22 protein-coding genes are annotated in these 22,940 nt (G+C 73.1%); 8 read left to right on the forward strand and 14 right to left on the reverse strand.

Annotated elements, in window-relative coordinates; genetic code table 11:
- Nucleotides 1-50 precede the first annotated feature (50 nt).
- Complete coding sequence (locus AB0G84_RS10570; RefSeq protein WP_361318282.1) at nucleotides 51-1,298, forward strand: nucleotide sugar dehydrogenase; 1,248 nt, start codon at nucleotides 51-53, stop codon at nucleotides 1,296-1,298.
- 79 nt (nucleotides 1,299-1,377) lie between these two features.
- On the opposite strand, the gene AB0G84_RS10575 is transcribed toward AB0G84_RS10570, so the two are convergent.
- From AB0G84_RS10575 to AB0G84_RS10590, 4 genes are all read right to left on the reverse strand, one after another.
- On the reverse strand, nucleotides 1,378-2,493 hold the full coding sequence (locus tag AB0G84_RS10575) for a GuaB3 family IMP dehydrogenase-related protein (RefSeq protein WP_361318284.1): 1,116 nt from the start codon (nucleotides 2,491-2,493) through the stop codon (nucleotides 1,378-1,380).
- 123 nt (nucleotides 2,494-2,616) lie between these two features.
- A complete protein-coding gene (gene guaB / locus AB0G84_RS10580; RefSeq protein WP_361318286.1) occupies nucleotides 2,617-4,119 on the reverse strand; it encodes an IMP dehydrogenase in 1,503 nt (500 codons plus the stop codon).
- A gap of 138 nt (nucleotides 4,120-4,257) precedes the next feature.
- Nucleotides 4,258-4,833 carry a sigma-70 family RNA polymerase sigma factor gene (locus tag AB0G84_RS10585; protein WP_361318288.1) on the reverse strand — a complete coding sequence of 192 codons (576 nt, stop codon included), beginning with the start codon at nucleotides 4,831-4,833 and terminating at the stop codon, nucleotides 4,258-4,260.
- 279 nt (nucleotides 4,834-5,112) lie between these two features.
- Complete coding sequence (locus AB0G84_RS10590) at nucleotides 5,113-5,724, reverse strand: response regulator transcription factor (RefSeq protein ID WP_003948568.1); 612 nt, start codon at nucleotides 5,722-5,724, stop codon at nucleotides 5,113-5,115.
- A gap of 381 nt (nucleotides 5,725-6,105) precedes the next feature.
- On the opposite strand from AB0G84_RS10590, the gene AB0G84_RS10595 reads away from it, so the two are divergent.
- Nucleotides 6,106-6,429: a WhiB family transcriptional regulator gene (locus tag AB0G84_RS10595; protein WP_361318290.1), complete on the forward strand. Its 324-nt coding sequence runs from the start codon at nucleotides 6,106-6,108 to the stop codon at nucleotides 6,427-6,429.
- Nucleotides 6,430-6,704: 275 nt separating this feature from the next.
- Here the strand turns inward: AB0G84_RS10595 and AB0G84_RS10600 are convergent, their stop codons facing one another.
- Complete coding sequence (locus tag AB0G84_RS10600; protein WP_361318292.1) at nucleotides 6,705-7,631, reverse strand: LysR family transcriptional regulator; 927 nt, start codon at nucleotides 7,629-7,631, stop codon at nucleotides 6,705-6,707.
- A gap of 266 nt (nucleotides 7,632-7,897) precedes the next feature.
- On the opposite strand from AB0G84_RS10600, the gene AB0G84_RS10605 reads away from it, so the two are divergent.
- Together AB0G84_RS10605 and AB0G84_RS10610 are read left to right on the forward strand one after the other, a co-directional pair.
- Entirely contained in the window at nucleotides 7,898-8,563 is a 666-nt protein-coding gene (locus AB0G84_RS10605; RefSeq protein ID WP_361318294.1) for an MOSC domain-containing protein, read from the forward strand.
- Between the two features lie 166 nt (nucleotides 8,564-8,729).
- Nucleotides 8,730-9,503 (forward strand): SDR family NAD(P)-dependent oxidoreductase, encoded by a 774-nt coding sequence (locus AB0G84_RS10610; protein WP_361318296.1) that lies wholly within the window; start codon nucleotides 8,730-8,732, stop codon nucleotides 9,501-9,503.
- 71 nt (nucleotides 9,504-9,574) lie between these two features.
- Here AB0G84_RS10610 and AB0G84_RS10615 read toward each other — a convergent pair whose 3' ends face one another.
- The gene (locus AB0G84_RS10615) at nucleotides 9,575-11,464 is read right to left on the reverse strand and encodes a DUF2264 domain-containing protein (protein ID WP_361318298.1); all 1,890 of its coding nucleotides are present in this window, start codon (nucleotides 11,462-11,464) and stop codon (nucleotides 9,575-9,577) included.
- A 197-nt stretch (nucleotides 11,465-11,661) separates the two neighbouring features.
- Here AB0G84_RS10615 and AB0G84_RS10620 point away from each other — a divergent pair, with 197 nt between their 5' ends.
- Complete coding sequence (locus AB0G84_RS10620; RefSeq protein WP_361318577.1) at nucleotides 11,662-12,648, forward strand: hydroxyacid dehydrogenase; 987 nt, start codon at nucleotides 11,662-11,664, stop codon at nucleotides 12,646-12,648.
- A 104-nt stretch (nucleotides 12,649-12,752) separates the two neighbouring features.
- Here AB0G84_RS10620 and groL read toward each other — a convergent pair whose 3' ends face one another.
- Nucleotides 12,753-14,375: a chaperonin GroEL gene (gene groL, locus AB0G84_RS10625; protein WP_361318579.1), complete on the reverse strand. Its 1,623-nt coding sequence runs from the start codon at nucleotides 14,373-14,375 to the stop codon at nucleotides 12,753-12,755.
- A gap of 134 nt (nucleotides 14,376-14,509) precedes the next feature.
- Nucleotides 14,510-14,818, reverse strand: a complete 309-nt coding sequence (gene groES / locus AB0G84_RS10630) for a co-chaperone GroES (RefSeq protein WP_361318300.1) — start codon at nucleotides 14,816-14,818, stop codon at nucleotides 14,510-14,512.
- Between the two features lie 466 nt (nucleotides 14,819-15,284).
- Between groES and AB0G84_RS10635 the strand changes: the two genes are divergently transcribed.
- Nucleotides 15,285-16,712, forward strand: a complete 1,428-nt coding sequence (locus tag AB0G84_RS10635) for an FtsW/RodA/SpoVE family cell cycle protein (RefSeq protein ID WP_361318581.1) — start codon at nucleotides 15,285-15,287, stop codon at nucleotides 16,710-16,712.
- Nucleotides 16,713-16,776: 64 nt separating this feature from the next.
- A complete protein-coding gene (locus tag AB0G84_RS10640; RefSeq protein WP_361318302.1) occupies nucleotides 16,777-17,970 on the forward strand; it encodes a class I SAM-dependent methyltransferase in 1,194 nt (397 codons plus the stop codon).
- Nucleotides 17,971-17,977: 7 nt separating this feature from the next.
- On the opposite strand, the gene AB0G84_RS10645 is transcribed toward AB0G84_RS10640, so the two are convergent.
- The 4 genes from AB0G84_RS10645 to tsaB all read right to left on the reverse strand — a co-directional run bounded on the left by AB0G84_RS10645 (nucleotide 17,978) and on the right by tsaB (nucleotide 21,028).
- Complete coding sequence (locus AB0G84_RS10645; RefSeq protein ID WP_361318304.1) at nucleotides 17,978-18,343, reverse strand: hypothetical protein; 366 nt, start codon at nucleotides 18,341-18,343, stop codon at nucleotides 17,978-17,980.
- 179 nt (nucleotides 18,344-18,522) lie between these two features.
- Nucleotides 18,523-19,683 carry a tRNA (adenosine(37)-N6)-threonylcarbamoyltransferase complex transferase subunit TsaD gene (tsaD, locus tag AB0G84_RS10650; protein ID WP_361318306.1) on the reverse strand — a complete coding sequence of 387 codons (1,161 nt, stop codon included), beginning with the start codon at nucleotides 19,681-19,683 and terminating at the stop codon, nucleotides 18,523-18,525.
- Between the two features lie 5 nt (nucleotides 19,684-19,688).
- Complete coding sequence (locus tag AB0G84_RS10655; RefSeq protein WP_361318583.1) at nucleotides 19,689-20,243, reverse strand: GNAT family N-acetyltransferase; 555 nt, start codon at nucleotides 20,241-20,243, stop codon at nucleotides 19,689-19,691.
- A gap of 107 nt (nucleotides 20,244-20,350) precedes the next feature.
- Nucleotides 20,351-21,028 carry a tRNA (adenosine(37)-N6)-threonylcarbamoyltransferase complex dimerization subunit type 1 TsaB gene (gene tsaB / locus AB0G84_RS10660; RefSeq protein ID WP_361318308.1) on the reverse strand — a complete coding sequence of 226 codons (678 nt, stop codon included), beginning with the start codon at nucleotides 21,026-21,028 and terminating at the stop codon, nucleotides 20,351-20,353.
- Between the two features lie 118 nt (nucleotides 21,029-21,146).
- Here tsaB and AB0G84_RS10665 point away from each other — a divergent pair, with 118 nt between their 5' ends.
- Nucleotides 21,147-21,716, forward strand: a complete 570-nt coding sequence (locus AB0G84_RS10665; protein ID WP_361318309.1) for a hypothetical protein — start codon at nucleotides 21,147-21,149, stop codon at nucleotides 21,714-21,716.
- A gap of 219 nt (nucleotides 21,717-21,935) precedes the next feature.
- Here AB0G84_RS10665 and AB0G84_RS10670 read toward each other — a convergent pair whose 3' ends face one another.
- The gene (locus AB0G84_RS10670; RefSeq protein WP_361318311.1) at nucleotides 21,936-22,139 is read right to left on the reverse strand and encodes a hypothetical protein; all 204 of its coding nucleotides are present in this window, start codon (nucleotides 22,137-22,139) and stop codon (nucleotides 21,936-21,938) included.
- 250 nt (nucleotides 22,140-22,389) lie between these two features.
- Nucleotides 22,390-22,911, reverse strand: a complete 522-nt coding sequence (gene tsaE, locus AB0G84_RS10675) for a tRNA (adenosine(37)-N6)-threonylcarbamoyltransferase complex ATPase subunit type 1 TsaE (RefSeq protein WP_361318313.1) — start codon at nucleotides 22,909-22,911, stop codon at nucleotides 22,390-22,392.
- Nucleotides 22,912-22,940: the final 29 nt, after the last annotated feature.

Consider the following 22,940-nt stretch of genomic DNA (forward strand, 5'->3'; position numbering starts at 1 on the left):
ACGCCCTCCGCACACGCCATCCGCAGTCGCTCGGGAAGGACGGCCGCAGCATGCCCGCAGATCTCGCCGTCATTGGACTCGGTCACCTCGGCCTCCCCCTCGCCCAGGCCGCCACCGCCGCCGGTATCCGCACCCTCGGTTACGACCCGGACCCGCGGGCCGTCGCGCTCTCCGGCGCCGACGGGCCGCTGTCCGCCGCCGAACTCCGTCGGCTGGTCTCGGCCGGCTTCCGCACCACCGCCGATCCGGCCGCCCTGGGCCGGGTCCGCACCGCCGTGCTGTGCGCCCCCACCCCGCCGGGCCCGGACGGCGCCCTGGACCTGACCGCGGTGGCCGACGCGGCGCGCACCCTCGCCGCCCAGCTGCGGCCGCACACCACGGTGATCCTCGAATCCACCGCCTATCCGGGCACCACCGAGGAGTTCCTGCGCCCCCTCCTGGAGGAGGGTTCGGGCCTCACCGCCGGCCGCGACTTCCACCTCGCCTGCTCCCCCGCCCGCCACGACCCCGGCAACCGCACCCACCGGTACGCCAACACCCCCAAGGTCATCGGCGGCCTCACCCCCGCCTGCACCGAGGCCGCCGCCACCTTCTACGGCCGCCTCACCGACAAGGTCGTCCGCGCCCGCGGCCCCCGCGAGGCGGAGACCGCCAAGCTGCTGGAGACGAACTACCGCCACATCAACATCGCCCTGATGAACGAGATGGCGGTCTTCTGCCACGACATCGGCGTCGACCTGTGGGACGTCATCCGCTGCGCGGAGACCAAGCCGTTCGGCTTCCAGGCCTTCCGCCCCGGCCCCGGCGTCGGCGGCCACGCCGCCCCGGTGGACCCCAACCGCCTTGCGCACAAAGGCCGTTGCCCGGGCCCGCCGCTGCGGATGGTGGCACTGGCGCAGGAGGTCAACGACCGGATGCCCGGCTACGTCCTCCAGCGCTGCGCCACCCTGCTGAACGAACACGGCAAGTCCGCCCGCGGCGCCCGCGTCCTGCTGCTCGGCGTCACCTACAAGCCGGACGTGGGCGACCTGGCCGGGTCACCCGCCTGGGAGATCGCCGCCCGCCTGCGGGAACTCGGCGCGCACGTCACCTACCACGACCCCTACGTCCCCAGCTGGACCGTCCAGGACCGCCCCGTCCCGCGCGCCGACTCCCTCTACGAGGCCGCCGCCGCGGCCGACCTCACGCTGCTGCTCCAGGCCCACCGCACCTACGACCTCCAGGGCCTGTCGGTGAAGGCCCAACTCCTGCTGGACACCCGCGGCGCCACACCGACCGGGGCCGCGCACCGGCTGTGAGACCCCGGACGAACGTCAAGGAGCCCGGCCGCGCAACCGCGCGACCGGGCTCCTTGCGAGGGCCCTGAGGGGACGGGGGTCAGCGGCGCGGGGCGACCGTGACCTCGACCCGCTGGAACTCCTTGAGCTCCGAGTAGCCCGTCGTCGCCATGGCCCGGCGCAGCGCGCCGAAGAAGTTCATCGAACCGTCCGGGATGGTGGACGGGCCGAGCAGGATCTCCTCGGTGGTACCGACCGCGCCCAGGTTCATCCGCTTGCCGCGCGGCACGTCCTCGTGGACCGCCTCCATGCCCCAGTGGTGGCCGCGGCCCGGGGCGTCCGTCGCGCGGGCGAGCGGGGAGCCGATCATCACCGAGTCGGCGCCACAGGCGATCGCCTTGGGGAGGTCACCGGAGAAGCCCACACCGCCGTCGGCGATGACGTGGACGTACCGGCCGCCGGACTCGTCCATGTAGTCCCGGCGGGCCGCGGCCACATCGGCCACCGCGGTCGCCATCGGCACCTGGATGCCCAGGACGTTACGGGTGGTGTGCGCGGCGCCGCCGCCGAAGCCGACCAGCACGCCGGCCGCACCGGTGCGCATCAGGTGCAGCGCGGCGGTGTAGGTGGCGCAGCCGCCGACGATGACCGGGACGTCCAGCTCGTAGATGAACTGCTTGAGGTTCAGCGGCTCGGCCGCGGACGAGACGTGCTCGGCGGAGACCGTCGTACCGCGGATGACGAAGATGTCTACCCCGGCGTCGACCACGGCCTTGGAGAACTGCGCGGTCCGCTGCGGCGACAGCGCCGCGGCGGTGACCACACCGGCGTCCCGCACCTCCTTGATGCGCTGGCCGATCAGCTCTTCCTTGATCGGGGCGGCGTAGATCTCCTGGAGCCGGCGGGTGGCCTCGGACTCGTTCAGCTCCGCGATCTCGGCGAGCAGCGGCTCGGGGTCCTCGTACCGGGTCCACAGCCCTTCGAGGTTGAGGACACCCAGGCCGCCCAGCTCACCGATGCGGATCGCGGTCTGCGGGGAGACCACCGAGTCCATGGGAGCGGCCAGGAACGGCAGCTCGAAGCGGTAGGCGTCGATCTGCCAGGCGATCGAGACCTCCTTCGGGTCGCGGGTGCGGCGACTGGGTACGACGGCGATGTCGTCGAATGAATATGCCCGGCGGCCGCGCTTGCCGCGCCCGATCTCGATCTCAGTCACGTGTGTGGCCTTTCCCTCTGCGTATGCGCTTCCAGTATCCCCGACGCACCGGAGCCCGCGGCCGGGGTGCGGCCGCGGGCTCCACGGTAGGGCCGTGCGGGGGCCTGTCCAGGGGACAGGCGCTCAGCGGCGTGCGTAATTCGGCGCCTCGGTGATCATCTGGACGTCGTGCGGGTGGCTTTCCTTCAGGCCCGCCGCGGTGATCCGGACGAACCGGCCCTTCTCCTTGAGCTCGGGGATGTCGGCGGAGCCGACGTAGCCCATGGAGGCGCGCAGGCCGCCGACGAGCTGGTGGGCGACCGAGGCCAGCGGACCGCGGTAGGGCACCTGGCCCTCGATGCCCTCGGGCACCAGCTTGTCCTCGGACAGGACGTTGTCCTGGAAGTAGCGGTCCTTGGAGAAGGACCGGCCCTGCCCGCGGGACTGCATCGCACCCAGCGAGCCCATGCCGCGGTACGACTTGAACTGCTTGCCGTTGATGAAGACCATCTCGCCGGGCGACTCCTCACAGCCGGCCAGCAGCGAGCCCAGCATGACGGTGTCCGCGCCGGCCGCGATGGCCTTGGCGATGTCACCGGAGAACTGCAGCCCGCCGTCGCCGATCAGCGGCACGCCCGCGGCGTTCGCGGCCTGCGCGGCCTCGTAGATCGCGGTGACCTGCGGGACGCCGACGCCGGCGACCACACGGGTGGTGCAGATGGAGCCGGGGCCGACCCCGACCTTGATGCCGTCGGCGCCGGCGTCGATCAGCGCCTGGGCGCCGTCGCGGGTGGCGACGTTGCCGCCGACCACATCGACGCTGATGTTGGACTTGATCTTGGCGATCATGTCGAGGATGCCGCGGCTGTGGCCGTGTGCGCTGTCCACCACCAGGAAGTCCGCACCGGCCTCGACCAGCGCCTGCGCCCGGTCGTACGCCGCGTCGCCGACGCCGACCGCGGCACCGACGACCAGCCGGCCCTCGGCGTCCTTGGCGGCGTTGGGGTACTTCTCGGCCTTCACGAAGTCCTTGACCGTGATCAGGCCCTTGAGCACGCCCGCGTCGTCGACCAGCGGCAGCTTCTCGATCTTGTGGCGGCGCAGCAGCTCGATGGCGTCCTCGCCGGAGATGCCGACCTTGCCGGTGACCAGCGGCATCGGCGTCATGACCTCGCGCACCTGCCGGCTGCGGTCCATCTCGAAGGCCATGTCGCGGTTGGTGACGATGCCCAGCAGCTTGCCCGCGGCATCGGTCACCGGGACGCCGCTAATGCGGAACTTCGCGCACAGCGCGTCGGCCTCGGCGAGGTCGGCGTCCGGACGGACCGTGATCGGGTCGGTGACCATGCCGGACTCGGAGCGCTTGACCAGGTCGACCTGGTTGGCCTGGTCCTCGATGGAGAGGTTGCGGTGCAGCACGCCCGCGCCGCCCTGCCGCGCCATGGCGATGGCCATCCGCGCCTCGGTGACCTTGTCCATCGCCGCGGAGAGCAGCGGGATGTTCACCGTGACGTTGCGCGAGACGCGGGACGCCGTGCTCACCGCGTTCGGCAGCACCTCGGACGCACCGGGCAACAGCAGCACGTCGTCGTATGTCAGCCCGAGCATGGCGAATTTGGCGGGCATACCGTCGACGTTGTCACTCATGACACCTTCCCCAATGCTCTTGCCTCAGCGCGGACTCCCATGCTAACGGCCTGAGGAAGTGTCCCAATCCACGAGCGATGAGGGCCTCGTCACTTGTGTATTCCTACGGCGACTTCTCGCCGTTCTTCCCCCGTTGGACTACTGCTCGGCCAGCGCGCGCAGCCTGCTCAGCGCGCGGTGCTGGGCGACCCGGACCGCGCCCGGCGACATCCCCAGCATCTGCCCGGTCTCCTCGGCCGTCAGCCCGACGGCGACCCGCAGCAGCACCAGCTCGCGCTGGTGCTCCGGAAGGTTCGCCAGCAGCTTCTTGGCCCACTCGGCATCGCTGCTCAGCAGCGCCCGCTCCTCGGGACCGAGGGAGTCGTCCGGCTGCTCGGGCATCTCGTCGGACGGCACGGCCGTGCTGCCCGGATGCCGCATCGCGGCCCGCTGTAGATCGGCGACCTTGTGGCCGGCGATGGCGAAGACGAACGCCTCGAACGGCTTGCCGGTGTCGCGGTAGCGCGGCAGCGCGCACAGCACCGCGACACACACCTCCTGCGCCAGGTCCTCGACGAAGTGCCGGGCATCGCCCGGCAGCCTCGACAGACGGGTACGGCAGTACCGCAGGGCGAGCGGGTGCACATGGGCCAGCAGGTCATGGGTGGCCCGCTGGTCCCCCTCGACGGCGCGTGCGACGAGATCGCCGATCTCCTGCTTGCCGTCTTCACGCATCGGACCATGGTGCCTTGGTGCCGCACGCTCCGTGGCATCAGGTCCGCACTTGTGCGCTGAAGCGTTATGAGCGGCAGGTGCGCCGGCTGTCATCTCCCGCGCCCTCCCCTCGTGCCCGACCGACCCGTCCCCGAGGAACTCCATACCTCCAAGGATGCGGCACCGCGCGACGAATCGGACCGCCACCGTACGCGGGCGGTTGCGGGGCACCTTGTCACCCCGCCCGCCGGGCGGCGGGCGGGGATCTTCACTCCCCCGCATCGCTGCACGTCACAACGCCTAGCGGACCAGTCCCCAGCGGAAGCCGAGCGCCACCGCGTGCGCCCGGTCCGAGGCGCCCAGTTTCTTGAACAGACGCCGGGCGTGGGTCTTGACCGTGTCCTCGGAGAGGAACAGCTCACGTCCGATCTCGGCGTTCGAGCGGCCGTGACTCATGCCCTCCAGCACCTGGATCTCCCGCGCGGTGAGCGTGGGCGCGGCACCCATCTCGGCGGACCGCAGCCGGCGCGGGGCGAGCCGCCACGTCGGGTCTGCGAGCGCCTGGGTCACCGTCGCCCGCAACTCGGCGCGCGAGGCGTCCTTGTGCAGATAGCCCCGGGCACCGGCGGCGACCGCGAGCGCGACGCCGTCGAGGTCCTCGGCCACCGTGAGCATGATGATCCGGGCCCCGGGGTCGGCGGACAGCAGCCGGCGCACGGTCTCGACACCGCCGAGACCGGGCATCCGTACGTCCATCAGAATCAGATCCGAGCGATCGGCACCCCAGCGGCGGAGGACTTCCTCGCCGTTGGCCGCGGTCGTCACACGCTCAACGCCGGGCACGGTTGCCACCGCCCGACGGAGCGCCTCTCGGGCAAGCGGGGAGTCGTCGCAGACGAGGACGGATGTCATGACCGCCCTCCGCAGCTGATGCGCGTCACCTTGAGCCTCCAGGCTGGTACGTATCGTCACCTGTGCGATTGACCGCCGCCTCGGACACCTGCCCGAGGGCTACTTCCGCCAATCGCCTCCGCACACTCAACGACGGTCACTCGAAAGAGTTACGGCTTCGCTGACCGTATTCAGCACGCTCCGTGAGGAGCCGGATACGCAGCGACTTGAGGGGCGGCCGGCATCCGCGCGTGCACCCTATGCCCTATTTGGCTCTCTTTCTTCCATTTTCGCGTGGGCTGCGGCTAGATTCGCAATGAGTCATATTTACATCTACTTCGACAGTAGATGTACCGTCGTGAGCACCGAGCCCGAATCAGCACCGCTTCGAGGGGACAAGCAATGGCAGATTTCTCCCGCCTCCCGGGCCCGAACGCAGACCTCTGGGACTGGCAGCTGCTGGCCGCCTGCCGCGGCGTGGACAGCTCCCTCTTCTTCCATCCCGAGGGCGAGCGAGGAGCGGCTCGCAGCGCGCGTGAGACATCGGCGAAGGAGGTCTGCATGCGCTGCCCCGTACGGGCCGAGTGCGCAGCGCATGCGCTGGCCGTCCGCGAGCCCTACGGGGTCTGGGGCGGTCTGACGGAGGACGAGCGCGAGGAGCTCATGGGCCGGGCCCGCCACCGGCTCGTCCCCGCGACCTCCATGACCGGGCGCGCGGGCGCCTGAACGGGGCGCCCCGCTCCTGAAGGAACGTTCCTGCGCAGCGAGCGGCTGCGAGGAGCGACAGTTTCGTACGCCCGGCGGGCCATGGCCCGCCGGTTTTGCATGCCGGGCCGGTTTTGCTGCGTCTGCGTCCGCGTCTCCCCGGTGCGACTTCGGCCGCTGGCTCCCCTTCTTCCACGGCCTCGTGGTCAGGGTGCTTCCGGTGCTTCCGCCGCATCCGCCGCTTCGTCGACCGCTGCGTCCGCGGCGGGTCCCCCGTAGGGAAAGGCCCGGTGTCGTCAGCGCTGGGGGGCGCGGCGGCCGGCCGCCTCCGCAAGCTGGTCGAGGGTCGCCTCGACGGCGGGGACCTGGGCCAGGTCCGGCAGGGTCAGCGCCACGATCTCGCGCTGCACCGCCGGCTCCATCCGTATCGCGGTGGCTCCCTTGGGGCGTACCGACTCCAGCGTGAGCTCGGGCAGCGCGGCGACCCCCAGGCCCGCGCCGACCAGCCCGATCACCGCCGGATAGTCGTCCGTCGCGAAGTCGATGCGCGGGGTGAAGCCGGCCCCCTCGCAGACCTCCACCAGGTGCCTGCGGCAGCGGGGGCAGCCCGCGATCCACGGCTCGTCGGCCAGGTCGGCGAACCGGGCGGTGCCGGCCTGTGCCAGCCGGTGGCCGTCCGGCACCAGGCCGATCAGCCGGTCCACCAGGATCGGCCGTACGACCAGGTCGTCCCACTCCGCCGCGGCCTCCGGGTCGGCACCGCGCACCTCCGGGTAACGGAAGGCCAGCGCGATCTCGCAGTCGCCGTTGCGCAACATCTCGATCGAGCGCGGCGGCTCGGCCTCCACCAGCGAGACCCGGGTGCCGGGGTGGGCGGCGCGCATCCGCGCCAGGGCGGTCGGCACCAGCGTGGAGCTGCCCGAGGGGAACGACACCAGGCGCACCCGGCCCGCCCGCAGGCCGGCGATGGCCGCCACCTCCTCCTCCGCCGCGGTCAGACCGGCCAGGATGCCGACAGCGTGCCGCACCAGCGCCTCGCCGGCCTGCGTCAGCCGCATCTCCCGGCCGGCCCGGACCAACAGCGGGGTGCCGGCGGAGCACTCCAGCGCCTTCATCTGCTGACTGACCGCCGGCTGGGTGCAGCCCAGTTCGCGCGCCGCGGCGGAGAACGACCCGGTCCGGGCGACGGCGCGCAGCACACGGAGATGACGGGCCTCGATCATGCATCGAGCATAAGCGCGACTTGGGCCGGCCCGGGAAAAAGCGGTCCGCACTTTTGGGTGGTCGGGGTCTGCGCGGGGTGCGGGCGGGGCCGGCCTTGGGGGCCGTGCGCTCCGGGACCGGGGTGCGCCCCCGGTGGGCGGCGCCCACCGGGCGGGGCGGGGCGGAGTCGTCCTAGCGTGGTGACGGGGCCGGTGCGCCTCGTACCGGTGGCGGTATGGCCGGCCGGCGCTCCCCGGGCCCCGCCGAGCGAGCAACGGAGCGTCGAATGAAGCTGCTGACCGTGAACCTGGGGCGGCCCGCGCCGTCCGAGCACACCGACGCCCCGGGCGGCACCGGCATCGACAAGCGGCCCGTGAACGGCCCGGTGGCGGTGTGCGCCCCCGGCCCCAAGGGGGTCGGCGGCAGCGGGCTGGCCGGTGACGCGGTCGTCGACCGGCGCCACCACGGCGGCGACGACCAGGCCGTCTACGCCTATGCACGGGAGGACCTGGACGGCTGGGAGCGGCAGCTGGGGCGGGTGCTGCCCAACGGCTCGTTCGGCGAGAACCTCACCACGTGGGGCATCGAGATCACCGGCGCCCGCATCGGGGAGCGCTGGCGGGTCGGCCCACAGCTGCTGCTGGAGGTGAGCTGTCCGCGGATCCCCTGCCGTACGTTCCAGGGGTGGCTGGGCGAGCACGGCTGGCTCCGGCGGTTCACCGAGGCCGGGGTGCCCGGCACCTATCTACGGGTGATCGAGGCGGGCGAGATCCGGGCCGGGGACGCCGTCACGCGGGTGCACCGGCCGGCGCACGAGGTGACCGTCGGGCTGATGTTCCGGGCGCTGACGACCCGGCGGGAGCTGCTGCCGCAGCTGCTGGACGCGGGGCGGGCGCTGCCGCAGGAGGCACAGCGCCGGGTCATGAAGTACCTGGATCAGCAGGGGAGTTGAGGGAGCCGCGGGCGCCGGGCGGCGGACCGGGGCGGCCGCCGGTCCCGCGGCGGAGCGCCCCGGCGGGCGGCGGGGAGTGGGGGCGGTGGGGGAAAGCGGGAGAGGCGGTTCCGGTACCGGGGGGCTGGGGCTCCGTCGCGGGCGTCCGGGCGGATAGCGTGCCCGTATGACGACTGCATTGATCACGGGAGCGACGGCGGGCATCGGGGCGGCGTTCGCCCGGCGGCTGGCCGGCGACGGCCACAGCGTGGTGCTGGTGGCGCGGGACGAGAAGCGACTGCACGAGCAGGCAACGGAGTTGCACGACCGGCACGGCATCGAGGCGGAGGTGCTGAGCGCCGACCTGTCCACCGAGGAGGGCATCGCCGCGGTCGAGGCGCGGCTCGCCGACCCCAAGCACCCGGTCGATCTGCTGGTGAACAATGCCGGCTTCGGCAACAAGGGCGAGTACCTCGAGGTCTCGATGGCCGACGAGCTGACGATGCTGAAGGTGCACTGCGAGGCGGTGCTGCGGCTGACCACGGCCGCCGTGCGCGGGATGCGCGACCGGCGGCGCGGCGCGGTGGTCAATGTGGCGTCGGTGGCGGCGTTCGTACCGCGCGGCACCTACGGCGCGAGCAAGGCGTGGGTGGTGCAGTTCACCCAGGGCGCGGCGCGCGACCTGGCCGGCAGCGGGGTGCGGCTGATGGCGCTGTGCCCGGGCTTCGTCCGCACCGAGTTCCACCAGCGGGCCGGGATGGGGACGGACAACATCCCCGGCTGGATGTGGCTGGATGCCGACAAGCTGGTGGACGCCGCGATGAAGGACCTGGTCCGGGGCAAGTCGCTGTCCATCCCCGACCCCCGGTACAAGGCGCTGATGGGCGCGGTGAAGCTGGCGCCCCGTGGGGTGCTGGGCGGGCTGACGTCCCGTACGGGCCGGAAGTACGGCCCCCGCTAGCGGGGAGGGGTCCGGCCGCCCCGAGCCAACGTCCGGGGCCGTCGCTCGCCGCGCCCCGGACCCCGCGCCCCTTACGGGCCGTCACCTTCCCCGGGCGGACCGGGCAGCGTCAGGCGGGCGGTGGTGCCGTCGTCGTGCCAGGTGAGGTGGAGGGTCCGGCCGGTGCGGCGGACGGTGGCCAGGGTGTGGACCGGGGCGGGGTCCGGGTCGCCGGTCAGGGAGGCCAGGGCCGCGAAGAGGGTGCCCTGCGGATCGGCGGTGGTGGCGCCCTCCAGGACGGTGGTGGTGGCCCCGGGGCCGATCAGGCTGCTGCCCGCGGGGGCCGGGCGGGGCGGGCCCGGATAGCCGTACACCGGGTGGAGTTGGGCGAGCGGGCCGCCGTGGGTGGTGGCCCAGCCGGTCTGGCGGACGGGGGTGCCCGGTGCGGCGCCGGTGACCAGGTGCGCGCGGAGTTCGGCGCGGCCGTGGACGACGGTGGCGGAGTGCACCCGGACGCCGTGCAGCACGGTGCCGTCGGGGTGCTGCGGGGTGTGGACGGAGCAGGCCCGGTCCGGGCCGGTGGCGTACGGGGTGGCCGGGCCGCGGGAGGTGGGGCGGCCGTCGACGAGCAGCGCGAAGTGGTTGTCGGCGAGGCCCGGGCCGGCGCCGGCGGATGCCGTGGGGCCGGTGCGGGTGGAGTAGGCGAAGCGGTCGTAGTACGGGTCGGGCCCGGCCGAGACGCCGTTGCTGCCGTGGTTGTGGACGCGCACCAGCCCGTCGGAGGCGGTGGACTGCAGCAGCAGGCCGGTGGGCCCGAGTGGCCGCGCGGTGTCCGCGGTCTCGGCCGGCAGCGGTTGCTCGGTGGCGGTCCAGACCGGGGCGCTGGCCGGGAGCAGCAGACCGAGGAAGCCCTTGGCCGCCCAGTAGGGCGACCCCGGCCCCGAGTAGCCCTGGAGCATCGGCGCGTACGGCCCGTACCAGCCGAGCGACAGCAGCCCGTCCTCGGTGACCGCGCCGCGGTCGAGGAAGTGGCGCAGCGCCCCGGAGGCGAGGCGGCGGGTGGCCCCCGGGGTGAGCGGGGTGTGGCCGGTGAGGGCGCCCAGCCAGGGGCCGGCGGCAGCGGCCCAGCGGTAGGTGAGGGAGCGGCCGAACGGGAGCGGGGCGCCGTCCGCGCCGAAGAGGCGGGTGGAGTCGTCGAGTTGGGCGCGCAGGCGGGGGCCGTGGACGGCCAGCAGGGCGCGGTCGGCGCCGAGGTGGGCGTGTAGGACCGGGTAGAAGTGCAGCGCCCAGGCGTTGTAGTGGTCGAACGCCCGGTTGTCGCCGTCGGAGTACCAGCCGGCGCCGCGGTACCAGTGCTCGATACGGGCCAGCGCGCGGTCGACGGCGGCCCGGGCGCGTCCGGTCTCGATGCCTGCCTCCGCCAGGAAGCCGCCGACGGTCAGGCCGAAGAGCCACCAGTTGTTGTCCACCGGGGACGGGCCGAGGGCGGGCAGCAGCCAGTCGGCGATCCGGGCGCGGACGTCCCCGCCGAGGGTGTCCCAGAGCCAGGGGCGGGTCAGCCGCAGCGCCAGGGCGAGGGCGGCGGCCTCGACGCGGGCCTGACGGACGGCGCCGATGCGCGGCCAGGATTCGGGCTCGGCGGACGTCACCTCCCGCTCGTCGGTGGGGTGTGCGGTGCCGGCGGCCAGGCCCTGGGCGTAGCGGGCGAGGTGGCCGTGCGGATCGTGGCCCCGGCCACCGGCAACCCGGAGGGCGGCGAGCAGAAAGGTCCGGGCGAACCCTTCGAGGGCGTCGGAGCGGGGACCGGAGCAGCTGGGGCGGGGGCCGGGGAGGGTGAGCAGGCCGTGCCGCGGGGAGAAGTAGGGGCGGGCCGCGCACAGCAGCGCGTCGGCCGCGGCCTCCCAGTGGGCGCGGGTGAAGCCGGTGTACGGGCTGCGCCGGCGGTCCTCGGGCGGAAGGGGGAAGGGGTGGGATCCGGGCATGGCGCCCCCTGGGGCGGAGGATGACGGCCGACAGCCAGGGATCCTCCCGGTGAGCTGATGGTGCGTCAAGACGAGCGGAACGGGACCACGGAGGAGCACGCCGTATGACCACATCGCCCCCCGCCGGCCACGCCGGGGAAGCCGACGGCGCGGGGGGCGGGCCACCCGCGGCGCACCGGCCCGCCCTGCTGCTGTCGATGGGCCCCGGTGTCGCCGAGCGGCTGCTCGACGCCCGCCACCACACCCGGCTCGCGGCCCTGGCCCGTACCGACTCCCGGCTGGTCGCCCACGACCTGGCCGCTCCCCCACCGGCCGTCGCCGCCGCGCTGGCCGACGCCGAGGTGCTGCTCACCTGCTGGGGCGCGCCCCCGCTGACCGCGTCCGTACTGGCCGCGGCGCCCCGGCTGCGGGCGGTCGTGCACGCCGCCGGCTCGGTCAAGCACCACCTCACCGACGCCTGCTGGGAGCGCGGTATCGCGGTCTCCTCGGCGGCGGCGGCCAATGCGCTCCCGGTCGCCGAGTACACCCTCGCCGCGATCCTGATGGCCAACAAGCGCGTCCTGCACAGCGCGCACCGCTACCGCGGGCTGCGCACCGGGCACGACTGGCACCGAGAGCTGGCCGGCGCCGGCAACTACCGCCGCACCGTCGGCGTGATCGGCGCCTCCCGCATCGGCCGGCGGGTCGTCGAGCTGCTGCGCCCGTTCGCCCTGGACGTCCTGCTGTACGACCCGTACCTGGACGCCGCCGAGGCCGCCCGGCTGGGGGTGCGGCCGGTGCCGCTGGCCGCGCTGTGCGCCGGCAGCGACGTGGTCACCGTGCACGCACCGCAACTGCCCGCCACCCGCCACCTGCTGGGCGCCCGCGAACTGGCCCTGATGCCGGACGGCGCGACGCTGGTCAACACCGCCCGCGGCTCCCTGGTCGACGCGGCGGCCCTGCTGCCCGAGCTGGTCTCCGGCCGGCTGAGCGCCGTCCTGGACGTCACCGAGCCCGCCCTGCCGCCCCCGGACTCCCCGCTGTACGAGCTGCCGAACGTCCTGCTCACCCCGCACATCGCCGGCTCGATGGGCACCGAGCTGCACCGCCTCGCCGACAGCGCCCTGGACGAACTCGCCCGCTACGCCGGCGGTCTGCCCTTCGCCGACCCGGTCCGCCCCGAGCACCTCGGCCGCTCGGCCTGACGGCCCGCCGGGCCACCCGCGGGAACCTGAACGCCGGAAGGCCCGGCCCCCGCGAACGGGAACCGGGCCTTTCGGATCAGCCGGCGCGCGGTGCGCGCCGCGCGTCAGTGCGCGTGACCGTGGCCGTGACCGGCCTCGGCCTCTTCCTCTTCCTTCTTCTCGACGACCAGCGTCTCGGTCGTCAGCAGCAGGGAGGCGATCGACGCGGCGTTCTCCAGCGCGGAGCGGGTGACCTTCACCGGGTCGATGACGCCGGCCTTGACCAGGTCGCCGTACTCACCGGTGGCGGCGTTGAAGCCGTTGCCCTTCTCCTGCTCGGCGACCTTGGAGGTGATGACGTAGCCCTCCAGGCCGGCGTTCTCCGCGATCCAGCGCAGCGGCTCGACGACCGCGCGGCGGACGACGGCGACACCGGTGGCCTCGTCGCCCTCCTTGCCCAGGCCGCCGTCCAGCACCTTGGCGGCGTGGACCAGGGCGGAGCCACCACCGGAGACGATGCCCTCCTCGACCGCGGCGCGGGTCGCGGAGATGGCGTCCTCCAGACGGTGCTTCTTCTCCTTGAGCTCGACCTCGGTGGCCGCACCCACGCGGATCACGCAGACGCCGCCGGCGAGCTTGGCGAGGCGCTCCTGGAGCTTCTCGCGGTCCCAGTCGGAGTCGGTGCCCTCGATCTCGGCCTTGATCTGGGCGACCCGGCCCTCGACGTCCTCGGACTTGCCGCCACCGTCGACGATGGTGGTGTCGTCCTTGGTGACGGTCACGCGGCGGGCGGTGCCCAGCACGTCCAGACCGGCCTGGTCGAGCTTGAGGCCGACCTCCTCGGCGATGACGGTGGCACCGGTGAGGGTGGCCATGTCGCCGAGCATCGCCTTGCGGCGGTCACCGAAGCCGGGGGCCTTGACGGCCACGGCGTTGAAGGTGCCACGGATCTTGTTGACGACGAGGGTGGAGAGGGCCTCGCCCTCCACGTCCTCGGCGATGATCAGCAGCGGCTTGGAGGCGCCGGCCTGGATGATCTTCTCCAGCAGCGGCAGCAGGTCCTGGATCGAGGCGATCTTGCCCTGGTGGATCAGGATGTACGGGTCCTCGAGGACGGCCTCCATACGCTCCTGGTCGGTGACCATGTAGGGCGAGAGGTAGCCCTTGTCGAAGGCCATGCCCTCGGTGAAGTCCAGCTCCAGACCGAAGGTGTTGGACTCCTCGACGGTGATCACACCGTCCTTGCCGACCTTGTCCATGGCCTCGGCGATCAGCTCGCCGACCTGCTTGTCCTGCGCGGACAGACCGGCCACGGCGGCGATGTCGGCCTTGTCGTCGATCGGACGGGCGGTGGCCAGGAGGTCATCGGACACGGCCTTGACCGCGGCGTCGATGCCCTTCTTCAGGGCGGCCGGGGAAGCGCCCGCGGCGACGTTGCGCAGACCCTCGCGGACCAGGGCCTGGGCCAGCACGGTGGCGGTGGTGGTGCCGTCACCCGCGATGTCGTTGGTCTTGGTCGCCACCTCCTTGACGAGCTGGGCGCCCAGGTTCTCGTAGGGGTCCTCGATCTCGACCTCACGGGCGATGGTGACACCGTCGTTGGTGATGGTCGGGGCGCCGAACTTCTTGTCGATGACGACGTTGCGGCCCTTGGGGCCGATCGTCACCTTGACCGTGTCGGCAAGCTTGTTGACGCCGCGCTCAAGGGCGCGACGGGCGTCCTCGTCGAACTTCAGGATCTTCGCCATGGGGTGCTTCAAGTCCTCTCATTGCGATCCTCGGCACGCAGTGGGGACCGCTGTGTCAAAACGGAACTGCGCCCCTGCCCCGGGTTGTTTAGACGCGGGAACCAGGGGCGCAGATCACGGCAAAAGCGGGTGAATTACTTCTCGACGATCGCGAGCACGTCGCGCGCAGAGAGCACGAGGTAGTCCTCGTTGTTGTACTTCACCTCGGTGCCGCCGTACTTGCTGTAGAGAACGACGTCGCCAACGGTGACGTCGAGCTCGACGCGCTTGCCGTCCTCGAAGCGGCCCGGGCCGACGGCCAGGACGACGCCCTCCTGGGGCTTCTCCTTGGCAGTGTCCGGGATGACCAGACCCGAGGCCGTGGTCTGCTCGGCGTCGAGCGGCTGGACCACGATGCGGTCCTCAAGCGGCTTGATGGCAACCTTGGAGCTGGTGGTCGTCACGATCCGACCTCCCCCTTCGGAGATCTCACGGGGTTAACTGTCTGAGGTGGCGACCAGGTGGATCCGTCGTCGCGGGTGCCGGACCTGCCCGTCGCTGTGTCTGGCACTCCCCACTGGAGAGTGCCAACGCCGAGACTATGCCGCGGTTAGCACTCGGTCAAGCGGAGTGCCAGCGCGCCGGGTGCGGTTCTGCGGGACCGGGTGACGCCCACGGGAACCGCGAGGTCGCCGAGGGGTAGCTTCCCTACCAAAGCGGACACGGCTTCCCGTTCCTCGCAACCACCCTCGGGGCTGCCTCGTCTACTTCCCCGACTGCCGGACGCGCCAACCGCGCCGGCACGTCGTGTGTGGATCAGCCCGGATCGTCCGCGGCCCTGACCATCGATGGCGGAGGATTCCCGTGCGTGGACCGATCAGCGCTGCCCGGGCGCCCCGGGAGAAGCCGGAGAGCGACGCCGAGCGGACCATGACGTTCGCCGCGCTCGCCCGGGCCCCGGACCGCCGGCGGACCGAGGCCCGGCTGCTGGCCCTCGTCTCGCTGATCACCGTCTTCGGCTACGCCTACACCGGGCTGTCCATGACCGGCCAACTGCCCGGCGGCCTGGCCCGCTTCGCGGTCAGCATGCTCTTCCTGGCGCTGGTGCCGCACCTGGTGCTGCGCCGGTTCGCCCCCCGCGCCGATCCACTGATCCTGCCGGTGGCGACGCTGCTGACCGGGATCGGCCTGGTCCTGCTGCACCGGCTGGACCTCACCTACGCCCACACCCCCCGGCTGAAGATCGCCGAGGCGGCCAGCGGGCAGCTGGTGTGGTCGGTGATCGGGGTGGCGGTCTGCATCGTCATCCTGCTGCTGGTGCGCGACCACCGAATCCTCCAGCGCTACATCTACCTGACGATGGCGGTCGCACTGGTGCTGCTGATGGCACCGGCGTTCTTCGGCGCGGACATGTACGGCGCCAAGCGCTGGATCCTGCTGGGGCCGCTGTCGCTCCAGCCCGGCGAGTTCGTGAAGATCATGATCTCGGTGTTCTTCGCCGGCTACCTGACCGTCAACCGCGATGCGCTGGCGCTGGCCGGACGCCGCGTCATGGGCGTCCAGCTGCCCCCAGGGCGGCAGTTGGGGCCGATCTTCACGATCTGGGCGATCAGCCTGCTGGTGCTGATCTTCGAACGGGACCTGGGCACCTCGCTGATCTTCTTCGGCGTCTTCGTGATCATGCTCTACATGGCCACCAACCGCGCCAGCTGGGTGGTGTGCGGCCTGCTGATGGCCACCGTCGGCGCGGCCGTCGTCGGCTCCCTCGAACCGCATGTGCACGGCCGGGTCACCGCCTGGCTCGACCCGATGCACGCCTTCACCAAGCAGGGCATCGCCGAGGGCATGTCCAACCAGCTGGGCGAGGCGCTGTTCAGCTTCGGCAGCGGCGGCATCAGCGGCAGCGGCCTGGGCCAGGGCCACCCCGAGCTGATCGGCTTCGCCGGCAACAGCGACTTCATCCTCACCACGGTCGGCGAGGAGCTGGGCCTGGCCGGGGTGATGGCCGTGCTGATGCTGTACGTCCTGCTGGCGCAGCGCGGGCTGCGGGTGGCGCTGACCTCCCGCGACCCGTTCAGCAAACTGCTCGCGGTCGGGCTGGCCGGGGCGCTGCTGCTCCAGGTCTTCGTGGTCTCCGGCGGGGTCACCGGTCTGATCCCACTGACCGGCAAGGCGCTGCCGTTCCTCGCCAAGGGCGGCTCGTCGCTGGTCGCGAACTGGGTGATGGTGGCGCTGCTGCTGCGGATCAGCGACCACGCCCAGCGCCGCCGGGAGCCGGAGGGCGCGCCGAACCGCCGGCCGCTGCGGGGCCTTCCCCGACGCCGGGCGGCGCGGCGGCGCGACCGCCGGGCAGCGTGACGGGAGCGACCGCGGGGCAGGGCGTGGCCCACCGGGCGGCCAGGCCGACCGGGTCTGGCCCACAATGGTGCAGGTGACCGACCTCGACACCTTCTCCGCGCTGCTCACCCCCGAGGGGCAGGCGCTGCTGGCCGAACTGCGCGACCACGACCCGGCGGACGAGCTGGCCACCGCCACCCGGCTGCGCCGCGACCACCCCGCGCCCCTGGTGTCCGCCGCACTCGGCCAGGCCCGGCTGCGGCAGCGCGCGGCGGCGAAGTTCGGGGCGGACGCCGGGCGGATGTACTTCACCCCGCACGGCGTCGAACAGTCCACCCGCACCACGGTCGCCGCCCACCGGGCCGCCCGGTTCGCCGCGCTGGGCGTGCGCACCCTGGCCGATCTGTGCTGCGGCATCGGCGGGGACGCGCTGGCGCTGGCCCGGGCCGGGATCCGCGTACTGGCCGTCGACCGCGACCCGCTGGCCTGTGCGGCGGCCCGGGCGAACGCCGAGGCGCTGGGGCTCGCGGAGCTGATCGAGGTGCGCCAGGCCGAGGTGACGGAGGTGGACACCGCCGGATACGACGCGGTGTTCGTCGACCCGGCCCGGCGCGGCGGGGCGCGCGGCGGCCGGATCTTCGACCCGGAGGCGTACTCACCGCCGCTGTCGTGGGCGGTCGAGGCGGCCCGTACGGCCCCCTTCGCGGCGCTGAAGGTCGCCCCCGGGGTGCCGCACGAGGCGCTGCCGGAGGACGCCGGAACGGAGTGGATCTCCGACGGGGGCGAGGTGAAGGAGGCGGTGCTGTGGTTCGGCACCGAGCCCGGCGCCCGGCGCGCCACGCTACTGCCGGCCGGTGACTCGCTGCGCGGCGCGGGCCTGCCGGACGCGGAGGCCGGTCCGGTGGGCCGCTACCTGTACGAGCCGGACGGCGCGGTGATCCGCGCCCACCTCGTCGCGGACGTCGCCGCCGACGTCGACGGCCGGCTCCTGGACCCCACCATCGCCTACATCACCGCCGACGCGCTGCGCCCCACCCCGTACGCGACCGCCTACGAGCTCACCGATGTGCTGCCCTTCCACGTCAAGCGGCTTAAGGCGCTGCTGCGCGAGCGCGGGGTCGGGGTCGCGGTGATCAAGAAGCGGGGCTCCGCCGTGGAGCCGGAGGAGCTGCGCAAGAAGCTGAAGCTGGCGGGCGGCGGCGCCTCGGTGACGATCTTCCTGACCCGGGTCGCCGGGGCGCCGACGATGCTGCTCGGGCACCCGGTGGGCGGCGCCTGACCGGCGCTCAGGCCAGGTCGGTGAGGTCCTCGGCGTAGACCTGGGAGAGCGGCTGGGGGCCGATGTACTGCTGGCAGGTGCACTGGCCGGCCTCGTACTGGACCGGCTTGTGGTCGGCGTCCCAGGCGACCGGGAGCTCCACCCGCTCATGACACTTGCCCTTTTTGTCATGCTTGGCGAGGTGATGGGTGCAGCCGCACACCGGCTCCGGCGGCTTCTGCGCGGCGGCCAGCTCCTGCCGCTCGTGACGGGCCGACTCCAGGCGCTCCATCTTGCGCTCATGACGGGTGCGCAGCGCCGTACGGGCGGTGTCGGCGACCTTCGCGAAGCCGCCCGCCATGAAGAAGATGAAGACCCACCAGAACCAGTCCACAGCCTGTCGCCTCCCCACGTGCGCGCCCGGTGCCGCTCCAGGGTAAGACCTCGGGGCGTACGGGGTGCCGGGGGAGGCGCCGGTTGTCACCGATCCGCAGAAGGCGGGGCGGTCGGGAGCAACCGGTCCGCGGAAGGCGGGGCGGTCGGGAGCAACCGGTCCGCAGCAGGCGGGGCGTTTCAGGAGTAGAGGTTCTGCTTGCTCATCTCGTGGACGTGGTCGTGGCCGTGGCTGTGCCCGTGACCGTGACCGTGGCCATGCCCGTCACCGGTCTCCTCCGCCGGGTCCGCCCCCGGCACATGCGGCTCGGTGACCGGCAGCGAGGAGTCCGCCGAGAGGTCCCAGGCGGAGGCCGCCCGCCCCCGGGCCACCATCTCCGCGCCCAGGGCCGCCACCATCGCGCCGTTGTCGGTGCACAGCTTGGGCCGCGGCACCCGCAGGGTGATGCCGGCGTCCTCGCAGCGGCGCTCGGCCATCGCCCGCAGCCGGGAGTTGGCCGCCACCCCGCCGCCGATCATCAGGTGGTCCACGCCGTTGTCCTTGCAGGCCCGCACCGCCTTACGGGTCAGCACGTCCACCACGGCCTCCTGGAAGGACGCCGAGACGTCCGCCACCGGCACCTCCTCGCCGGCCGCCCGCTTGGCCTCGATCCAGCGGGCCACGGCCGTCTTCAGACCGGAGAAGGAGAAGTCGTAGCGGGGGTCGCGGGGGCCGGTCAGCCCGCGCGGGAAGCGGATCGCGTCGGGGTTGCCCTCGCGGGCGTAGCGGTCGATGACCGGGCCGCCGGGGAAGCCGAGGTTGAGCACCCGGGCGATCTTGTCGAAGGCCTCGCCGGCCGCGTCATCGATGGTCGAGCCCAGCGGCCGGACGTCGGCGGTGATGTCCGGCGCCAGCAGCAGCGAGGAGTGCCCGCCGCTGACCAGCAGCGCCATGGTGGGCTCCGGCAGCGGGCCGTGCTCCAGCTGGTCGACGCAGATGTGCGAGGCGAGGTGGTTGACGCCGTAGAGCGGCTTGCCCAGCGCATAGGCGTACGCCTTGGCGGCCGAGACGCCGACCAGCAGCGCACCGGCCAGGCCGGGCCCCGCGGTGACCGCGATGCCGTCCAGGTCGGACGCCGCGACCCCGGCGTCCTTCAGCGCCCGCTGGATGGTGGGGACCATCGCCTCCAGGTGGGCGCGGGAGGCCACCTCCGGCACCACGCCGCCGAACCGGGCGTGCTCGTCGACGCTGGAGGCGACCGCGTCGGCGAGGAGGGTGTGACCGCGGACGATGCCGACACCGGTCTCGTCGCAGGAGGTCTCGATGCCGAGGACGAGCGGTCCGCCGCGTGAGTCAGCCATGGTTGTCAAGTTCCTTGTACGGAGGGTGCTTCGGAGGAGGTCTGGGTGGTGCGGCGCATCACCAGGGCGTCAACGTTGCCGGGCTGGTAGTAGCCGCGGCGGAAGCCGATCGGCTCGAAGCCGAAGCGCTCGTAGAGGCGCTGGGCGCGGAGGTTGTCGACCCGCACCTCCAGCAGCACCTCATGGCATTCGAAGTCCGTTGCGGCGCTGAGGAGTTCGGTCAGCATCCGGGAGCCGAGGCCGGTGCCCCACTGGTCGCGGGCGGTGGCGATGGTCTGGACGTCGCCGGTGCCGTCGACCGCGGCCAGCCCGGCGTAGCCCACCAGACGGCCGTCCCGCCCGTCACCCGACCGCCGTCCCTCATCGGCGCCTCCCCCAGACGCCGTCCGGGGGGACCCCCAGCGCGGCGGCACCTCCAGTTCGGCGACGAGGTAGCGGCGGGTGGCCCGCGGGCCCCGGGCGTGCGCCAGCTCGGACCAGAACATGCCCGGCGACCAGGCGTCCTCGGGGAAGAGGGCGCGCTCCAACTCCAGCACCGGCGCGATGTCCCACCAGCGCATCTCCCGGAGCACCACGGCGGCCTGGGTGCCGGCGTCGGGCAACGCGGGAGAGGCGCCGCCGCGCGGGGGTGCCGTTGGGGGGCGGGGGTCGGGCGACGGGAGGGCGGTCACTTGGGCGTGACCACCTTGTAGTTCGCGGGTACCTGGGCGTCCGGGCGGCGCAGGTACAGCGGCCGCGGCTCCAGCAGCTCCTCGCCCGCGGCCCGCTTGGCGACGGCCAGCTCGGCGAGCGCGGCGGCGGACTGGTGCTCGGGGCCCTCGCGCCGGACGCCGGTGAAGACGGTGTCGTAGAGCAGCGCGCCGGCGCCTACGGCCGGGACGCCGGCCACCTGGTCGGCGAGGTCGGCGGGGCGGTCGACGGCCGGCTCGGTCAGCCGGATCACCGGGTGCCCGGGCGAGGGGCGGCCGTCGTAGCGCGCCCAGTAGACCTCCTTGCGCCGGGCGTCGGTGGCCACCACGAAGGGTTCGGTCAGCCCGGCGGCGTGCGCCAGACCGTCCAGCGTGCACAGGCCGTGGACGGGAACGCCCAGGGCCGCGCCGAAGGTGGCGGCGGTCACCAGACCGACCCGCAGCCCGGTGTACGGGCCCGGGCCGACCCCCACCACGATCTCGCTGACCTCGTCGAGCTTCCGGCCGGCCGCCCCGAGCACCCGGTCGACGGCGGGCAGCAGCAGCTCGCCGTGCCGGCGGGCGTCGACCTGGCGGGACTCGGCGAGGACGTCGGTCCCGTCGTGGAGCGCGACCGTGACGGCGGGGGTGGCGGTGTCAAGAGCTAGCAGCAGCACGTCCTCAAGACTACGGCGCGGCGGGCGGTGCCCCGTCCCCTGCTACCGTCGCCCCGGAGCAGGGACACCCCCGGAGCGGGGGCCCAGGGGAAGAGGCAAGAGGAGAGGTGGCACAGCGGTGCCCGCTAAGAGCAGCACGATCGTCACCGCGCTGACCACGGCCGCCATCATCGCGGTCGGTGTGCTCGGCTACCAGGCCGCGGCGTCCGCCCCGGACACCCTGACCCAGGCCCGGGACGACGGCCACCACAGCACGGCCCAGGGCCACCGGGACCAGCCGAAAAAGAAGGCTCCCAAGCCCGCCCCGCCCGCGGTCCCGGACGCCTCCGGCACCGGCCGGCGGGTGGTCTACTCGCTCGGCGGCAAGCGCGTCTGGCTGGTCGGCGTCGACGGCCGGGCGGTGCGGACCTTCACGGTCGCCCCGAGCACGGTGAGCCCGCCGCTGGGCTCCTACCCGGTCGTCTCGCGTTCGGTGAGCGTCACCGGCTCGGACGGCATCGCGATCGAGCACGTGGTGCGGTTCGCCGCCGTCAACGGCGTCACGGTCGGCTTCAGTGCGGCGGTCGACGGCTCACGGCCGGACCCTGCCACGGGGAAGAAGACCGGCGGCATCCGTGAGTCGCGGGACGACGGCAAGGCGATGTGGGACTTCGCCCTCCAGGGCACCAAGGTCGTCGTGGTCGCCTGACCGGACGGCCCGCACTGTCCTCCTGGCCGGACGGATCGCCGCTCTTCCGGCCGGACGGCCCCGTCGTTACTCCCGACCGGACGGCCCGCCGCTCTCCTGACCAGGTGGCCCGCTAATCTCCCGGCCGGGCGGCTCGTCGCCCTTCGAGGCCGGTCGGCTCACGTCGCACTTCCGGGCCGGGCGGCGGTGTGCCCCGGCCGGCCGGTTCACCCGTTCGGGCTACGCCGCGTCGCGGTCCCCGGTGGACGGCCCCGCGCTCCTGGCCTCCGCGTCCGCCTCCTCCCGGCGCCCGGACGGCCGGTCCGTACGGGACTCCTCGTCGGCGTCGGGGGGCGTGGAGACCGCGCTGGCCGCGGCGCAGGCGGCGAGCAGTTCGTTCATCGTCGGCGGCGTCTCGCGCGGATCGTGCTGGTGGGCCGACATGGACGCCTCCTGGGGCTCCTGGGGCAAGCGACAGAAGCTAGGCTCGCTACTTAGGCTGACCTAACTGGGGTCTCCACCCATGTCACCACGCCCGGCACCGGCCGCGCAACATCTTACCGACGCCTTGTCGGAAACGACCGGACGCCCGACAGGCGAGACCCCGACAAGCAGAACTCCGACAGGCGGAACTCCGACAGGCAGGACCCCGAGGGGCGGGCCCCCGCAGGCAGGCCCCCGACGGCCGCCGCCGTCAGTCGATCTCCAGATCCGGCAGCCCCGCGTCCGCCCAGCGCGCGCCGTAGCCGGTGACCGTGACCTCCCGCACATCGTCGACGTCGTCCTCCGGGTGCCCGCCGTCCTCCCCCAGGGCCCGCCCGATCACCACGTGCAGCCGGTCGTCGGACAGCTCCTCGACCTTGCCGTCGCCCCACTCCACGACCACCACCGACTCCGGCAGCGAGACGTCCAGGTCGAGGTCCTCCATCTCGTCCAGCCCGCCGCCCAGCCGGTAGGCGTCCACATGCACCAGCGCGGGGCCACCGGACAGCGAGGGGTGCACCCGGGCGATGACGAAGGTGGGCGAGGTCACGGCGCCGCGCACGCCCAGGCCCTCCCCCAGGCCGCGGGTCAGCGTGGTCTTGCCGGCACCCAGCTCGCCGGTGAGCAGCACCAGGTCGCCGGGGCGCAGCAGCGGAGCCAGCCGGCGCCCCAACTCCTGCATCTGAACGGGGGACTTGACGGTGACATGCGCAACAGTGTCGGTGGTGCTCATGCCGCAAATGGTACGGCCCGGCGGGGCTG

Source organism: Streptomyces sp. NPDC020742, assembly GCF_040641675.1.
GTDB lineage: Bacteria > Actinomycetota > Actinomycetes > Streptomycetales > Streptomycetaceae > Streptomyces.

Coding starts and splice junctions, on each gene's coding strand:
- tsaD (WP_361318306.1), bottom strand. CDS start 19,683: ATGGCTGACTCACGCGGCGGACCGCTCGTCCTCGGCATCGAGACCTCC.
- AB0G84_RS10655 (WP_361318583.1), bottom strand. CDS start 20,243: ATGCGCTGGTGGGACATCGCGCCGGTGCTGGAGTTGGAGCGCGCCCTC.
- tsaE (WP_361318313.1), bottom strand. CDS start 22,911: ATGAGCACCACCGACACTGTTGCGCATGTCACCGTCAAGTCCCCCGTT.
- AB0G84_RS10600 (WP_361318292.1), bottom strand. CDS start 7,631: ATGATCGAGGCCCGTCATCTCCGTGTGCTGCGCGCCGTCGCCCGGACC.
- AB0G84_RS10590 (WP_003948568.1), bottom strand. CDS start 5,724: ATGACATCCGTCCTCGTCTGCGACGACTCCCCGCTTGCCCGAGAGGCG.
- groL (WP_361318579.1), bottom strand. CDS start 14,375: ATGGCGAAGATCCTGAAGTTCGACGAGGACGCCCGTCGCGCCCTTGAG.
- AB0G84_RS10635 (WP_361318581.1), top strand. CDS start 15,285: ATGACGTTCGCCGCGCTCGCCCGGGCCCCGGACCGCCGGCGGACCGAG.
- AB0G84_RS10605 (WP_361318294.1), top strand. CDS start 7,898: ATGAAGCTGCTGACCGTGAACCTGGGGCGGCCCGCGCCGTCCGAGCAC.
- AB0G84_RS10585 (WP_361318288.1), bottom strand. CDS start 4,833: ATGCGTGAAGACGGCAAGCAGGAGATCGGCGATCTCGTCGCACGCGCC.
- AB0G84_RS10595 (WP_361318290.1), top strand. CDS start 6,106: ATGGCAGATTTCTCCCGCCTCCCGGGCCCGAACGCAGACCTCTGGGAC.
- AB0G84_RS10615 (WP_361318298.1), bottom strand. CDS start 11,464: ATGCCCGGATCCCACCCCTTCCCCCTTCCGCCCGAGGACCGCCGGCGC.
- AB0G84_RS10610 (WP_361318296.1), top strand. CDS start 8,730: ATGACGACTGCATTGATCACGGGAGCGACGGCGGGCATCGGGGCGGCG.
- AB0G84_RS10670 (WP_361318311.1), bottom strand. CDS start 22,139: ATGTCGGCCCACCAGCACGATCCGCGCGAGACGCCGCCGACGATGAAC.
- AB0G84_RS10640 (WP_361318302.1), top strand. CDS start 16,777: ATGGTGCAGGTGACCGACCTCGACACCTTCTCCGCGCTGCTCACCCCC.
- guaB (WP_361318286.1), bottom strand. CDS start 4,119: ATGAGTGACAACGTCGACGGTATGCCCGCCAAATTCGCCATGCTCGGG.
- AB0G84_RS10570 (WP_361318282.1), top strand. CDS start 51: ATGCCCGCAGATCTCGCCGTCATTGGACTCGGTCACCTCGGCCTCCCC.
- AB0G84_RS10620 (WP_361318577.1), top strand. CDS start 11,662: ATGGGCCCCGGTGTCGCCGAGCGGCTGCTCGACGCCCGCCACCACACC.